This is a genomic window from Microtetraspora glauca (genome assembly GCF_040656155.1).
GTDB lineage: Bacteria > Actinomycetota > Actinomycetes > Streptosporangiales > Streptosporangiaceae > Microtetraspora > Microtetraspora glauca.
This window is the reverse complement of the sequence record NZ_JBFALK010000041.1, coordinates 1-15,127: the sequence shown is the minus strand read 5'-3', so window position 1 is coordinate 15,127 and position 15,127 is coordinate 1. Positions and strand designations below refer to the sequence as shown.

Sequence of the window (15,127 nt, the reverse complement as noted above, 5' to 3'; positions counted from 1 at the left end):
CCGGTGGCGACCTCGACTGGACGTGTGGCGAACACGGCCAGGGGCCAGGCCGCGGGCGCTGACGGCGCCCGCGGCCACCGCGGGGGCAGCCCCGGCCGGATCGGGCGCGCCCTGACCCGGCACTGGTACGCGTGGGCGATGACCGCTCCGGTGATCATCGTCACCTGCGTCCTGGTCGGCTGGCCGCTGGTCCGCGGCATCTACCTCTCGCTCACCGACGCCACCGAGGCCAACGTGGGCCGCACCATCGGCGTCAACGTCATCCCGGCCACGTACGAGTTCGTCGGGCTGGACAACTACATCGACATCCTGACCAGCGGGCTGTTCTGGGAGCGGCTGGCCTGGACCGTCCTGTGGACCGCGGTCTGCGTCGGCCTCCACTACGGCCTCGGCCTCGGCCTGGCGATGCTGCTGCACCGCAAGCTGCGGTTCCGCTCGTTCTACCGGGTGCTGCTGATCCTGCCCTGGGCGATCCCCGGGTTCGTGTCCGCGTTCATCTGGCGTTACCTGTTCAACAGCGACTTCGGCGTGATCAACGCGATGCTGAAGGCGGCGGGCCTGGGCGCGGTCGGCTGGCTGGACGACCCGACCACGGCCAAGATCGCCGTCATCGCGGTCAACGTCTGGCTCGGTGTGCCGTTCATGATGGTGGCCATCCTGGGCGGTCTGCAGTCCATCCCCGGCGAGTTGTATGAGGCGGCGGAGGTGGACGGCGCCACACCTTGGCAGCGGTTCCGGCATATCACGGTCCCCGGGCTGCGCTCGGTGTCCAGCACGGTCGTGCTGCTCGGCACGATCTGGACGTTCAACCAGTTCCCGGTGATCTACCTGATCACCCGGGGTGGGCCGGGCAGTTCCACGGAGATCCTGGTCACCTACGCGTTCCGTGAGGCGTTCACCGGGGTGCGCAACTACTCGGGTTCGGCCACGTGGGGCGTGCTCATCCTGGCGCTGCTCGTGGTCCTGGCCATGGTCTACCGCCGCGCGCTGCGCCGGCAGGGGGAGGTCTGGTGAGCACCGTCGCGGCAGGTCCCAAGGGGACCAGGACACGCGGCCGCGGTGAGCGCGGCGTCGCGGCGTCGATCCTGCTGCATGCCACTCTCGTGGTCGCCACCCTCATCTCGCTCTTCCCGATCGTCTGGCTGGTGCTGACCTCGCTCAAGCCGCGGGACGGATGGCTGTCGAGCGAGCTGGAGATCTTCAACCAGCCGTCGCTGGACAACTACGTCCGGGTGCTCGGGGAGACCGAGTTCCCGACCTGGCTGCTGAACTCGGTCCTGGCCGCCGCCCTGACCACCGTGCTGGGCGTGTTCGTCGCCTCCACCACCGGTTACGCGATCAGCAGGTTCCGCTTCCCCGGGCACCGGGGCGTGATGTGGCTGCTGCTGGTCACGCAGATGTTCCCGGTGGCCATCCTGATCGTGCCGCTGTACAACCTGATGGCCGGCCTCGGGCTGCTCAACCAGATCCCCGGCCTCGTCATCGCCTACCTCACGGTGGCGGTGCCGTTCTGCGCGTGGATGATGAAGAGCTACTTCGACACCATTCCGCGGGAGATCGACCAGGCGGGAATGGTGGACGGCCTCACGCCGTTCGGCACATTCTGGCGGGTCGTGCTGCCGCTGGCCCGGCCCAGCCTCGCGGTCACCGCCTTCTACTCCTTCATGACGGCCTGGGGTGAGGTCGCCTACGCCACGGTGTTCATGTCCCAGGAGGAGAAGCGCACCCTGGGCGTCGGCCTCCAGCAGTTCGTCGGGCAGCACTGGTCGGACTGGGGGCTGCTCACCGCCTCGGCCGTGCTGATCGCGATCCCGGCCGCGGTCGTCTTCCTGCTCGTTCAACGCCATCTCGTGACCGGCCTCACCGCCGGCGCCACCAAGTTGTGACCGGCTGCCGATGGACCGGGGAACCGGTCCACCGGCGGTGAAATATCGCACTATTCGCAGAATCGGGGGAACCCAATGACCGAGCTCGTCGAAGAAGCCGTGGTGTCGAAGACCGCCGCCCGCTGGTGGCGGGACGCGGTGATCTACCAGGTGTACGTCCGCAGTTTCGCGGACGGCAACGGCGACGGCGTCGGCGACCTGCTCGGCGTCCGCAGCCGGTTGCGCTACCTCGCCGAACTCGGAGTCGACGCGATCTGGTTGACGCCTTTCTTCACCTCGCCGATGGCCGACTTCGGCTACGACGTGGCCGACTACCGCGACGTCGACCCGATCTTCGGCTCGCTGGCCGACGCCAAGGCCCTCCTGGACGACGCGCACCGCCACGGCCTGAAGGTGATCGTGGACGTCGTGCCGAACCACACCTCCGACCGGCACGAATGGTTCGTCGCGGCGCTGGCGGCCGGGCCGGGCAGCCCCGAACGTGACCGCTACATCTTCCGCGAGGGACGCGGCGCGCACGGCGAGCTGCCACCCAACGACTGGGAGTCCATCTTCGGCGGCCCCGCCTGGACCCGGCTGCCCGACGGGCAGTGGTACCTGCACCTGTTCGCCCCCGAGCAGCCCGACCTCAACTGGGAACACCAGGAGGTCCACGACGAGTTCGCCGACATCCTGCGGTTCTGGCTGGACCTCGGCGTCGACGGCTTCCGGATCGACGTGGCCCACGGCATGGTCAAGGCAGAGGGACTGCCGGACGTCGGCCACACCGACCAGGTCAAGATGATCGGCGCGGACATCGTCCCGTTCTTCGACCAGGACGGCGTCCACGAGATCCACCGCACCTGGCGGCGGATCCTCGACTCCTACGAGGGGGAGCGGATCGGCGTCGCCGAGGCGTGGGCGCCCTCGCCCCAGCGGCTGGCCAACTACGTACGGCCCGACGAGCTGCACCAGGCGTTCAACTTCCACTTCCTGAACACTCCGTGGGACGCGGCCGGCTTCCGCGACGTGATCACCGTGTCCATGGAGACCGTGTCGCTCGTCGGCGCCCCCTCCACCTGGGTGTTGTCCAACCACGACGTCAAGCGGCACGTCACCCGGTACGGCGACGGCGAGCTCGGCCTGCGCCGCGCGCGGGCGGCCACCCTGCTCATGCTCGCGCTGCCCGGCTCCGCGTACCTCTACCAGGGCGAGGAGCTCGGTCTGCCCGAGGTGCTCGACCTGCCTGAGGAGTACCTCCAGGACCCGCAGCGGCTGCGCGACCCCGACAGCGGCCGGGACGGTTGCCGCGTGCCGATGCCGTGGACGGCGACGGAGGAGCCCCCGTTCGGCTTCGCCCCTCCCGGCATCTACGAAAGCTGGCTGCCCGTGCCCCCGGCCTGGCGTGGCCTCAGCGTCGAGACGCAGCTGCGGGACACGGCCTCCACGCTCAGCCTCTACCGCGCGGCGCTGCGGATCCGGCGCGAGCACCCGGGGCTCGGCGACGGCGAGATCCGCTGGCTGGAGTCCCCGGCCGGAACCCTCGCGTTCGCCCGTGACGGCGGCTTCGCCTGCCTGATCAACATGACGCCGGACTGGGTCGAGATGGAACGCCCCGCGGGCCGGGCCGGGCTGCTCCTGGCGAGCGCCGATCCCATGGTTTCCGGGGATCTCATCCGGCTGGCTCCCGATTCCACCACCTGGTGGGCCCTCAACAATGTCTAAAGTTGTGCCCATGACCAACGCGCGGCTCGCCGACATCGCGGCTCAGGCAGGTGTCAGCGAAGCGACGGTGAGCCGGGTGCTCAACGGCAAGGCGGGGGTCGCCTCGGCGACCAGGCAGGCCGTGCTGACGGCGCTCGACCTCGTGGGGTACGAGCGCCCCCAGCGGCTCCGCCAGCGCAGTAACGGTCTGATCGGTCTGGTGATCCCCGAGCTGGGCAACCCCATCTTCCCCGCGTTCGCCCAGGCGGTGGAGAAGGCCCTGACCCAGCACGGGTTCACCCCGATCCTGTGCACGCAGGAGCCCGGCGGCGCGCCCGAGGACGAGTTCACCGAGATGCTGCTCGACCGCGGCGTCTCGGGCATCGTGTTCGTCTCGGGTCTCCACGCCGACACCACGGCCAGGATGGACCGCTACACGCGGCTCACCGACCGCGGCCTGCCGATCGTGCTCGTGGACGGCTACAACGGGAACATCGACGCGCCCTTCATCTCGCCGGACGACCGGCTCGCGGCCCGCCTCGCCGTACAGCATCTGGTCGATCTCGGGCACGAGCGGATCGGGCTAGCCCTCGGCCAGCGGCGCTTCGTCCCGGTGATCCGCAAGATCGAGGGCTTCCGGCAGGCGATGGCGCAGCTTCTCGGTCTCGACGACGTCGACCACCTGATCCAGCACTCGCTGTTCTCGGTCGAGGGCGGGCAGGCCGCCGCGTCGGCGCTGATCGAGCGCGGCTGCACCGGCATCGTCTGCGCGAGCGACCTGATGGCCCTCGGGGCCATCCGCGCCGCCCGGGAGCGTGACCTGTCCGTCCCCGGCGACGTCTCGGTGGTCGGGTTCGACGACTCGCCGCTGATGGCCTTCACCGACCCGCCGCTGACCACCGTGCGCAAGCCGATCGGCGCGATGGCCGCCGCCGCCGTGGAGACCCTGCTCGAGGAGATCGGCGGAACGCCCGCCAAGCACCTGGAGCTCGTCTACCAGCCAGAACTCGTCGTCCGCGGCTCCACCAGCTCGGGGCCCCTGGTCAATCGCTGATCCCCGCTGATCCCCGCTGATTCCCGCGTTGCCGCGCGGTCAGGAAACACCCGTGCGGTCGCAGACACCCTTGAGGGAGGCGGCGTGACGCCGCGAGACATCGAACATGACGTGGTCGTCCTGGGCGGGACGGGGGTGGACACGACGGTGTACGTGCCCGAGTTGCCCCTGCCGTACCGGGACACCTACCACGTGCCGCCGGTGATCGACCGGATCGGCAACACGGGCTCCGGGGTCGCCCTCGGCTGCCACGCGCTCGGCTTGCGGGTGACGCTGGTCGACCTGATCGGCGAGGACCCCCAGGGGCGGCTGATCCGCGACCATCTCGGCGGGCGCGGCGTCGATCTCGCCTGGGCTCCGTCCGAGGCGGGCACGAGCCGCAGCATCCTGCTCGTCGGCCCCGACGGCCGCCGCCTCTCGCTGCACGACCCGCGCTCCGCGCCCGGAGCCCGCCTGCCCCGTGACCTCTACCTGCCCGCCCTGCGTACGGCCCGGCACGTGCACGTCTCCATCACCGACTTCTGCCGGCACGTCTACCCCGACATCCCGGACGGCGTGACGATCTCCACCGACCTGCACGACTGGGACGGGGTGAACCCGTACCACGAGGACTTCGCCTACGCCTCGGACGTGGTCTTCATGTCCGCGACCGCGCTCGGCGACCGCAGGGACGAGGTCATGCGCGCCATCGCCGCCAGGGGCCGGGCCTCGCTCGTCATCTGTACGGACGGCGCCGACGGCTGCCACGTCCTTTCCTCGGGCGAGGAGAGCGTCCGGCCCTTCCCGGCCCAGCCGCTGCCCGGACCCGTGGCCGACAGCAACGGCGCCGGCGACGCGTTCGTGTCCGGTGTGCTCTACGGGCGGCTGCGGGGCCTCCCGCTGGAGGAGTGCGTACGGCTGGGCGGTCTCGCCGGAGCGCACGCGTGCACGAGCACCGGCACCCACGAGGATCCCATCACTCTCGCCGCGCTTCTCGAGCGAGCGGACTCCGGGCAGAAAAGTGGGCTCGTGACCAACGGGTGAGGAGGTCACGAGCCCGGAGTTCCATGATCGCGTTCACCGGGTCGCGGTCACGACCATGGCCGTCAGCTCCGCCGAGGGAGGATGGCTCGGCTGACGAGGTCTGGATGGGCCAGGTCCGCAGGGATCTGGTCGGGGTCTCTCAGCGCAGGGAGGACGCCTCCAGGGCCAGCTTCTCGATACGGGCGTAGTCCCCGGCGGCCAGCGCGTCGGCCGGGGTCAGCCAGGTGCCGCCGACGCACCCGACGTTCGGCAGCGCGAGGTAGGCGGGGGCGGTCGCGAGCTTGATCCCTCCGGTGGGGCAGAACCGCACGTCGGGGAGCGGACCGGACAGCGACGTGAGATAGGGGATGCCGCCCGCGGCCTCGGCCGGGAAGAACTTCATCTCGGTGATGCCGCGCTCGCGCAGCGCCATGGCCTCCGACGCGGTCGCCACGCCGGGCAGGAACGGCACGCCGCCGTCCAGCAGGGCGTCCACGAGGGACGGCGTGGTCCCCGGCGAGACGAGGAATCGCGAGCCGGCCGCGACGGCGGCCGTGATGTCGGCGGCGGAGCGGATCGTGCCCGCGCCGACGACCGCGTCGGGCACCTCGTCCGCGATCCGCCTGATGGCGTCGAGGGCGGCGTCCGTGCGCAGGGTGACCTCGATGACCGGAAGGCCGCCCGCGACGAGCGCGCGGGCCAGCGGCACCGCGGTCTCGGCGTCGTCCAGGACGACGACCGGAACGACGGGCGCAAGGTCGAGCAGACTCATTGATTCCTCCAAGCGCGAAGGTAACGTTCGCGCCGATACTTGGTCATACCAGCTCAACATTACTTGCCCTCTGGGTGAGCCAGGCGGCGGCACCGGTCAGGGCGGGTTGCTCCGCGACGATCAGCGACGTGGCGATGGCGGAGACGTAGCCGGACAGGGCCGACGCCGTCATCTCGAACCGCGCGCGGAACGCGCTGTCACGGGCGCGGCCGGCGATCCTCGGCAGCACGCCGCCGCCGAGGTAGACCCCGCCCCGCGCACCCAGGGTGAGCGCCACGTTCCCGGCGAACCCGCCGAGGAGGGCGAGGAAGACGTCGATGGTCTCCACCGCGAGGGGGTCGCCGGACGCGACGATCTCGGACGCCGTCATCGGCGTGATCGCCTCGGGCGAGGCGCCGCGGACCAGCGCCAGGCCGCGACGCAGCCGGGGCAGCCCGGTGCCGGACAGGAGGTGCTCCGCGTCCACGTACGGCAGGCCGTCGGCGCGCAGCGCCCGCACGATCTCGATCTCCAGGTCGGATACGGCCGGGACCGCCACGTGACCGCCCTCACCGGGCACCGGGATCCAGCCGCAGTCGGAGGGGACCAGGCCCGCGACCCCGAGGCCGGTGCCCGGTCCCAGCACGGCACGCACCTTGCGTACGGCGCCGTCCAGGGGAGCCGGTCCGCCCAGGGACACGAGATCGTCCCCGGCCAGGTGCGGCAGCGAGATCGCCAGCGCCTCGAAGTCGTTGAGCAGCCCGACGTACGGGATGCCCAGTTCGGCCACCGTGCCCGACCAGCCCGCGTTGGTCAGCTGGTACCGGTCGTCCTGTACGGGCCCGGCGATCGCCAGGCACGCGGCCTCCGGCCGCACTCCGCCCCCATGCTGATCGAGATAGGCGGCTACGGCATCCGGCAGGCCCTGATGTTGTGCGACTTCCAGTACCGCGACCGATTCCGGGTTCCCTCCCGGCCGGGTGACCAGTCCGAACCGCGCGTTGGTGCCGCCGACGTCGGCGACCAGCCACGGAGGCGTCACCCGCGCCCCCCGTCCCCGGACCCGCCGAAGACGCTCGCGCCGCGCTCGGCGGGTCCGACCGTACGGCGGAACGCGTGGAACAGCTCCCGGCCCGTCCCGGCCCACTGGGCGTCGGTGAGCGGGGCGCCGTCGGGTGTGCGGCCGGACAGGTCGGCGAGGACGGACAGCGTCCCGGCGGTCGAGTCAAGCCGGATCACGTCGCCGTCGCGGACCAGGGCGATCGGCCCTCCGCGAGCCGCCTCCGGGGACAGATGGATCGCCGCGGGCACCTTGCCGGAGGCGCCCGACATGCGGCCGTCGGTCACGATCGCGACCTTCTGGCCACGATCCAGCAGGACCGCCAGCGGAGGTGTGAGCTTGTGCAGCTCCGGCATGCCGTTGGCGCTCGGCCCCTGGTAGCGGACGACCGCGACGAAGTCCTCGCCGTCGAGCTCGCCCGCCTCGAACGCGCGCAGCAGGTCGAGCTGGTCGTCGAACACCCGGGCCGGGGCCTCGATGACGAGGTGCTCGGGCTTGACCGCCGACACCTTGGAGACGGCGCGGCCGAGATTTCCGTCCAGCATGTGGATGCCGCCGTCGGGCGAGAACGGCTCGCCGACGGGGCGCAGCACGTCCAGGTCGCCGCTGTTCCCGGGGTGCTCCTCCCAGACCAGCGTCCCCTCCTTGAGCGCGGGAGCCGAGCGGTACAGGTCGAGGCCGCGGCCCGCGACCGTGAGCACGTCGTCGTGGAGCAGGCCCGCGTCCAGCAGCCCGCCGATGAACACCGCCATGCCGCCGGCCGCCTGGAAGTGGTTCACGTCCGCCTGCCCGTTGGGGTACATCCGGGTCAGCAGCGGAACGGCCTTGGACAGGTCCGCGAGGTCGTCCCAGGTCAGCGTGATCCCGGCGGCGGCGGCCATGGCGACCAGGTGCAGTGTGTGGTTGGTCGAGCCGCCCGAGGCCAGCAGCGCCACGGCCGCGTTGACGATCGCCTTCTCGTCGACCACCTCGCCCAGCGGGGTGTACTCGTCGCCGTGCGGCGTGATCTCCACCGCGCGGCGGGCGGCGGCCTCGGTCAGCGCGTGCCGAAGCTCGGTGTGCGGGTTGACGAACGTCGCGCCGGGCAGGTGGAGGCCCATCACCTCGACGAGCAGCTGGTTGGAGTTCGCCGTGCCGTAGAACGTGCAGGTACCCGGCGAGTGGTACGACTTCGCCTCGGCGTCGAGCATCTCCAGCCGGGTGATCTTGCCTTCGGCGAACTCCTGGCGCGTCCGTGCCTTGACCTTGTTGGGCAGGCCCGAGGTCATCGGGCCCGCGGGCACGAAGATCGCGGGCAGGTGCCCGAAGTGCAGCGCTCCGATGAACAGGCCCGGCACGATCTTGTCGCAGACGCCGAGCAGCAGCGACGCGTCGAACATGTCGTGCGACAGCGCGATCGCGGTCGCCATGGCGATCACGTCACGGCTGTAGAGCGACAGCTCCATCCCGGCCCGGCCCTGCGTGATGCCGTCGCACATGGCGGGCACGCCGCCCGCGACCTGCGCCACGCCGCCCGCCGCGCGGACCGCCCGCTTCAGCTCGGGGGGATAGGTCTCGTACGGCTGGTGCGCGGACAGCATGTCGTTGTACGACGTCACGATGGCCACGCCCGGCTTCGCCGTACCGCGCAGGTCGCCCTTCTCCTCCGGGCCGGCGGCGGCGAAGCCGTGCGCGAGGTTGGCGCAGGCGAGCCGGCCGCGCGCCGGGCCGCGCTCGCGCAACTCCCGTCCGGCCGCGGCGATCCGCTCCAGGTAGGCGGCGCGGCTGTCGCGGCTGCGCTCGCGGATCCTCTCGGTGACCGCCGAGACGACAGGGTCGATCGCGCGCGCGTTCACAGCTCCTCCTCGTGCCAGGTCCGGCCGCTGCGGGCCAGCAGTTCGTGGGCGCCGGCCGGTCCGGCCGTTCCGGCGGGGTACGGCTCGGGCAGGGACTCGGAGCCCTCCCAGTTCTCGATGATCGGGTCGATCCACCGCCAGGCGGCCTCGACCTCGTCGCGGCGCATGAACAGGGTCGGGTTGCCGGCCAGCACGTCCATGAGCAGCCGCTCGTACGCGTCGGGCACCCGGCTCTGGAAGGTCTCGGCGAAGCTCAGGCTGAGCGGTACCGGGCGGAGGGTGACCTCGCCCGCGCCCGGCTCCTTCGCCATGAGGAGCAGATGGATGCCCTCGCTGGGCTGGAGCCGGAGGACGAGCCGGTTAGGCGCGGCGCCCGGGAAGATCGCGTGCGGGACGTCCTTGAACTGGATCACTATCTCCGACCGCCGGTCCGGCAGCCGCTTCCCGGTGCGCAGATAGAACGGCACGCCGGCCCAGCGCCAGTTCTTCACCTCGGCGCGGATCGCCGCGTAGGTCTCCACCCGGTGCGAGATGTCGGTGGTCGGGGTGCTGGCGGGCTCGTCCAGATAGCCGGGGACGCCCTCGCCCGCCGTGTACTGGCCGCGTACGGCGAAGCGGTCCACCTCGGAGCCGACGATCGGGCGCAGGGACTGCAGCACCTTCACCTTCTCGTCACGGATGGACTCGCGGTCGTTGCGGGACGGCGGCTCCATCGCGACCAGGCAGAGAAGTTGGAGCAGGTGGTTCTGCACCATGTCGCGCAGCGCTCCCGCGTGGTCGTAGTAGCCACGGCGGCCCGGCGTGCCGACGGTCTCGGCGACGGTGATCTGGACGTGGTCGATCCAGAGGGAGTTCCAGACCGGCTCCAGGAAGGCGTTGGCGAACCGGAGCACGAGGAGGTTCTGGACCGTCTCCTTGCCGAGGTAGTGGTCGATACGGAAGATCTGCCGCTCGTCGAAGATCTCACCGACCTCATCGTTGATCGCCTGGGCGCTGACCAGGTCGCGGCCGAGTGGCTTCTCCAGGACGACCCGGGACCGCGGCGTGACCAGCCCGGCCTCGTGCGCCTCGCGGCAGAACGGCCCGAACGTCATCGGTGGGCTGGCCAGGTAGAAGACGCGGTCGCGGTCCTCGTAGCCGGCGAGCAGGTGGGTCAGGGCGCTCCACCCGCCGCGGTCGGAGCTGCCGACGTCGAGCGACACGTGGTGCAGCCTGCGCAGGAAGCGCTGCCAGCCCTCGTCGTCGTCCCCGTGCAAGGCAGGGCGAACCTCGGAGTCGACCTTGCCGCGGAAGTCGGCGTCGGTGAGGCCGCCGCGCGACATGGCGATGATGCGCGTCTCGTCGGCCAGCCGGCCGTCACGGTCGCAGTGGTAGAGCGCGGGGATGAGTTTCCGCATGGACAGGTCGCCGGTGCCGCCGAACACGATCAGATCGGCCGCGTGCCGCTGGGGCGTGGAGGTCACGGTTGATGGCGCGAGATCGCCCATGGGTGCGCCGATCTCCGACGCCGCGAGGGGATTGCGGGGGGACACAGACATCTGGGGCTGTTGCTCCTGCAGGGACTAAACGGGGACAAGTGGGACACTATCCGGAAGTTCTGCACAACATCAACCGAGTTTTGTAACTTGAGATGAATAAGTCGTTGTACTTCGGTGCCTAGATATGCTTCACTTTTGCACGATGTCACGACTTGCTACTACCGGTGAAGTCCTCCAGCTCATTCGGAGCGGGGAGGCGGTGACCCGTGCCGAGATCGGCCGCGTGACCGGGCTGTCCCGTCCCGCGGTGGCACACCGGGTCGCCGAACTGCTGCAACGCGGCCTCATCGTCGAGGACGCCGAAGGGCCGTCCACCGGAGGCCGCCCGCCCGTCAGACTCCGCTTCAACGCCGCCGGAGGCGTGGTCCTGGTCGCCTCGCTCGGCGCGGGCCGTACCCAGATCGCGATCTGTGACCTGGCGGGGGAGCCCCTGGCGCGCACCGACCTCGAGATCGACGTCGAGGAAGGCCCCGACGTGGTGCTGCCCCTGGTCATGGACACATGGGAGAAACTGCTGGACGGCAGGGGCGGCGTCGTCGGCGTCGGCCTGGGCGTCCCCGCGACCGTGGAGTTCGCCGCCGGGCGTACTGAGAGCGCACGCGTCATGGCGAGCTGGACCGGCGTGGTGATCCCGCCGATCATCGCGAGCAGGTTCCCCGTCCCCGTCCTGGTCGACAACGACGTGAACGTCATCGCCATGGGCGAGCACCGCATGGCGTACGCCTCGGAGCTCGACGACCTGCTGTTCGTGAAGGTCTCCACCCGCATCGGCGCCGGGGTGATCTCCGGTGGCGACATCCTGCGCGGCGCGCTCGGCGCGGCGGGTGAGATCGGCCATATTCCGGTCCGGGACGGCGGGGGAGTGCTCTGCCGTTGCGGCAACCTCGACTGCGTCGACTCGGTGGCCAGCGGCACCGCCATCCTGCGGGAGCTTCGGGACAAGGGGCGCGACGTGTCGTCGCTCGCCGACGTGACCGCGCTCGTCCGCGCGGGCGACGCCGAGACCATGGCCGTCGTACGGCAGGCCGGGCGCAGGCTCGGCGAGGTCATCGCCACCGCCGTGAACCTGCTCAACCCTGCCGTGGTCGTGCTGGGCGGAGACGTGGCCGAGATGTTCCAGCCGTTGGTGTCGGGCGTCCGCGAGATCGTCTACCGGCGGTCCACCCAGCTCGCCACCCGCAGCCTGCGCATCGAGGGCAGCCGGCTCGGTCCCGGTGCCGGCATCACCGGCTGCGCACTCATGGTCATCGACCGCGTCCTGTCGCCCGAAGCGATCGACGGAACGCGCGCTCCGTAGTTCCCCCGCCCCGCCAGTTCTCTCGCCCCGCCAGTTCCTGTTACGACTGGCGTGGGCACATGACGCAGCTCAGGGCGTGTTCGAGCTCGGCCGCGCTGGTCGCGGGGGAGGGCCAGGGCAACCGGATCAGGCGGTCCGGGCCCGACCACACCGTCGCCCCATAGCGGTCCAGCTCCCACAGCCACACGTCGGACCCGGCCGGCTCCCCGAGCAGGTGGCCGATCGCCAGCGCGAGCTGACCGCGGTGCCAGGCGTTCACATGGAGCACGATCCGCTCGGCCGCGTCGAGAAACGGGTCCGGGGACGCGTCGAGATAGTTCTCCGCGTCGAGCACCCCCGACTCCTGCCCGGTCAGATAGACGACCTGGGCGACATCCACACGAAGCAGGCGCGGGGTCGGGCCGCCACCTGGTGCCGAAGGTCGAAGGTGCCCTTCGGCAGCGTCCACCGCCGCGAAGAGGTCGCTGTCGGGGCACCGCTCCGCGATCGCCACCGCCGCCATCCTGACCTCTTCGTCGGGTACGGCCTGCGCCCAGCCCTGGATCTTGAGCAGACCGCGTGGTCGCTCCTTCTCGCCTGTGTCGCGGGTCGCCACCAGGTCCACGGTCACCACGAGCTCGTCCTCGGCCGCGCCGTACAGGGCCTCGCCGGGCTTGATGAGGAGCACGGGGCGGCCCGCCGCGTCCACACCACCGCGCGCGGCGCCCGAGAAGGGGGCTCCGGCGACGGAGATGTGCGTCGGCGCGGCAGTGGCGGCGAGCGTGCGGATCCGCTCCGCGATCGGGGGAGCTTCCACGGGGTGCATGACCCTCCTTCGCTAAGGTTAGGCTTGCCTTAATTAGGCTTACCTAACCACAGGAAGGTGAACGTGCGCTACACAGGTCCCAAGGTGCGGCTTTCACGCAGGGCGGGGGTCCCGCTGACCCGAAAGGCGGTCAAGTACTTCGAGGCCCGCCCGTACCCGCCGGGAGAACACGGACGAAAGACGAACCGCCGCAACGTCGGCGACTACGGCGTCCGCCTGCTGGAGAAGCAGAAGCTGCGCTGGTACTACGACGTGTCCGAGAAGCAGCTCCGCCGCTACTGGGATCTCGCACTGCGCCGTCCGGGGCGTTCCGGGGAGGAACTGGTCGTCATCCTGGAGACCCGGCTGGCGTCGCTCGTGCTGCGGTCGGGATTCGCGCCGTCGATCTACGCCGCCCGGCAGTACATCAACCACGGCCACATCACCGTGGACGGTCGCAAGGTCGACATTCCCAGCTATCTGGTCAAGCCCGGCCAGGTGGTCGGGATCCGGGCCAGGTCGCGAGCCATGCAGCCATTCGTGGCGGCCTCCGAGGGCATCTACGCCGATGAGCGGCTCCCGGCCTACCTTTCCGTCGACCACAAGGAGCTGCGCTTCACTTTGGTCTCCCGCCCCCTGCGCGAGCAGGTAGTGGTCCCGGTGGACGAGCAACTCGTCGTCGAGCACTACTCCCGGTGACCTGACCGTGGGTCGGCCCGGTGACGGCCGTTCTGTCGCCGGGCCGACGCGCCGCGCCGCGTTGTGGTGGTGTCATCGGGCCGAGGTCTCCCCGCGAAGCCAAGGCCCCTTGCGAGGGAGCGGTGGCGCGGGTCGGGCCGAGGTCGCACCGCGGGGCCGTGATGGTGCTGTGTGACCGTGATGGTGCTGTGCGACCGTGATGGTGCTGCGGGAGTGGGGCTCTCACCTTGAGGCACCCGGAACGGCAGGCGGCGGCCTTTCCTATGGCGTCTTCTATGGGCGCCGGCTCTTGCCGTGGGCGGCGGCCTTTCTGTGGCACCTTCCCGGTGGGCACTGTGCCTTGCCATAGGTGCGGTGCCTTGCCATGGGTGCGGTCTTGCCATGGGTGCGGTCTTGCCATGGGTGCGGTGCCTTGCCGTAGCGCTGTGCATTGCCACGGGCACTGCGCCTTACGTGGGGGGCGGCCCTGGACCGCTCCACACAGCCGACCTGCCCCTTCATCGGGGCGATGCCATACATATGGACATGTCGATCACCCTGACTGTCCATGTCCGTTATGCTCTCGGGCGATCTCGTGTCGTACCCCCAGGAGCATGTGTGCGTGAGCGCGTCCGCCAATTCATCGAGTCACGGCGGTTCCAGCAGGCGATCATCGGGGTCATCCTCATCAACGCGGCGACGCTCGGAGTCGAGACCTCCCCGTCCGCCGTGGCCCGCTACGGCGGCATGCTGCACGTGGTGGATCATGTCGCGCTGTACGTCTTCGTGGCGGAGTTGCTCGCCAAGGCGTATGTGTACCGCTTGCGCTTCCTGCGTGATCCCTGGAACGTCTTCGACGCGGTCATCATCGGGATCTCGTTCCTGCCGACGGCGAGTGGTTTGTCGGTGTTGCGGGCGTTGCGCGTACTGCGGACGCTCCGGCTGATCTCCGTAGTCCCGTCCCTTCGGCGGGTGGTCTCGGCGTTGCTCAACGCCGTGCCAGGGATGGCGTCGATTGTGATTCTGCTCGGGCTCGTGCTCTACGTGGCCGCCGTCATGGGCACCAAGTTGTACGGCGCCGCCGCGCCCGAGTACTTCGGTGACCTGCCGAAGTCGCTCTTCTCGCTGTTCCAGGTGATGACGGGGGACGCCTGGTCGGATATCGCCCGGCCGCTGATGGACATGTACTCGTCGGCCTGGCTGTATTTCGTGGTCTTTGTGCTCATCTGTACCTTTGTCGTCCTCAATCTCTTCATCGCCGTCGTGGTCAGCGCCATGGAAGAAGAGAACAGAGAGGAACGCAAGGAGGATCACGCCGTGCTGAGTGAGGTGGCGGCCCTCCGCGCCGAGATTCAGAGCCTTCGGGAGACTCTTGCCGATCGCGTCCCCTCCTGAGTTCCGGGGTGCTTGCGGACCCGGATTCCGAGGCTGCGATCAGCATGCTTGCTTCGTGCTCCTGCTGGTGCGGGGGCCGGTGTAGGTGAAGGCCCATCGTTTGCCGTCCACCTGGCGGAGTTGGTAGCGGTGGGGGTTTCGGTAGCGGTCGCGGTTGTGGAACT

13 protein-coding genes are annotated in these 15,127 nt (G+C 70.2%); 8 read left to right on the top strand and 5 right to left on the bottom strand.

Going from position 1 to position 15,127, the window contains the following annotated elements:
- The first annotated feature begins 3 nt into the window (after positions 1–3).
- The 5 genes from AB0I59_RS41140 (at position 4) to AB0I59_RS41120 (ending at position 5,646) form a co-directional block, all read left to right on the top strand.
- A complete protein-coding gene (locus AB0I59_RS41140; protein WP_358142294.1) occupies positions 4–1,014 on the top strand; it encodes a carbohydrate ABC transporter permease in 1,011 nt (336 codons plus the stop codon).
- On the top strand, positions 1,011–1,886 hold the full coding sequence (locus AB0I59_RS41135; RefSeq protein WP_358142291.1) for a sugar ABC transporter permease: 876 nt from the start codon (positions 1,011–1,013) through the stop codon (positions 1,884–1,886). Before AB0I59_RS41140 ends, AB0I59_RS41135 begins: the two co-directional genes overlap by 4 nt.
- 75 nt (positions 1,887–1,961) lie before the next feature.
- Complete coding sequence (locus tag AB0I59_RS41130) at positions 1,962–3,590, top strand: glycoside hydrolase family 13 protein (protein ID WP_358142288.1); 1,629 nt, start codon at positions 1,962–1,964, stop codon at positions 3,588–3,590.
- Positions 3,591–3,600: 10 nt separating this feature from the next.
- Positions 3,601–4,623, top strand: coding sequence for a LacI family DNA-binding transcriptional regulator (locus AB0I59_RS41125; protein ID WP_061261529.1), 1,023 nt, complete (start codon positions 3,601–3,603; stop codon positions 4,621–4,623).
- 84 nt (positions 4,624–4,707) lie between these two features.
- Positions 4,708–5,646: a carbohydrate kinase family protein gene (locus AB0I59_RS41120; protein WP_358142285.1), complete on the top strand. Its 939-nt coding sequence runs from the start codon at positions 4,708–4,710 to the stop codon at positions 5,644–5,646.
- A 139-nt stretch (positions 5,647–5,785) separates the two neighbouring features.
- On the opposite strand, the gene eda is transcribed toward AB0I59_RS41120, so the two are convergent.
- From eda to zwf, 4 genes are read right to left on the bottom strand one after another with little or no spacing between them, the layout of a single operon-like run.
- The gene (eda, locus tag AB0I59_RS41115) at positions 5,786–6,397 is read right to left on the bottom strand and encodes a bifunctional 4-hydroxy-2-oxoglutarate aldolase/2-dehydro-3-deoxy-phosphogluconate aldolase (protein WP_082777669.1); all 612 of its coding nucleotides are present in this window, start codon (positions 6,395–6,397) and stop codon (positions 5,786–5,788) included.
- Positions 6,398–6,440: 43 nt separating this feature from the next.
- Positions 6,441–7,418, bottom strand: a complete 978-nt coding sequence (locus AB0I59_RS41110) for a glucokinase (protein ID WP_061261526.1) — start codon at positions 7,416–7,418, stop codon at positions 6,441–6,443.
- The gene (gene edd / locus AB0I59_RS41105; protein WP_358142280.1) at positions 7,415–9,271 is read right to left on the bottom strand and encodes a phosphogluconate dehydratase; all 1,857 of its coding nucleotides are present in this window, start codon (positions 9,269–9,271) and stop codon (positions 7,415–7,417) included. Before edd ends, AB0I59_RS41110 begins: the two co-directional genes overlap by 4 nt.
- Positions 9,268–10,758 carry a glucose-6-phosphate dehydrogenase gene (gene zwf / locus AB0I59_RS41100; protein WP_358142323.1) on the bottom strand — a complete coding sequence of 497 codons (1,491 nt, stop codon included), beginning with the start codon at positions 10,756–10,758 and terminating at the stop codon, positions 9,268–9,270. The genes edd and zwf overlap by 4 nt, the downstream gene beginning before the upstream one ends.
- A 193-nt stretch (positions 10,759–10,951) precedes the next feature.
- Here zwf and AB0I59_RS41095 point away from each other — a divergent pair, with 193 nt between their 5' ends.
- The gene (locus AB0I59_RS41095; RefSeq protein ID WP_061261541.1) at positions 10,952–12,106 is read left to right on the top strand and encodes an ROK family transcriptional regulator; all 1,155 of its coding nucleotides are present in this window, start codon (positions 10,952–10,954) and stop codon (positions 12,104–12,106) included.
- A 40-nt stretch (positions 12,107–12,146) separates the two neighbouring features.
- Here AB0I59_RS41095 and AB0I59_RS41090 read toward each other — a convergent pair whose 3' ends face one another.
- Entirely contained in the window at positions 12,147–12,911 is a 765-nt protein-coding gene (locus AB0I59_RS41090) for a DUF2470 domain-containing protein (RefSeq protein WP_358142277.1), read from the bottom strand.
- Positions 12,912–12,974: 63 nt separating this feature from the next.
- Here AB0I59_RS41090 and rpsD point away from each other — a divergent pair, with 63 nt between their 5' ends.
- Together rpsD and AB0I59_RS41080 are read left to right on the top strand one after the other, a co-directional pair.
- Entirely contained in the window at positions 12,975–13,589 is a 615-nt protein-coding gene (rpsD, locus tag AB0I59_RS41085; RefSeq protein ID WP_061261523.1) for a 30S ribosomal protein S4, read from the top strand.
- Positions 13,590–14,114: 525 nt separating this feature from the next.
- Positions 14,115–14,963, top strand: coding sequence for an ion transporter (locus AB0I59_RS41080; RefSeq protein ID WP_358142274.1), 849 nt, complete (start codon positions 14,115–14,117; stop codon positions 14,961–14,963).
- Positions 14,964–15,127 lie beyond the last annotated feature (164 nt).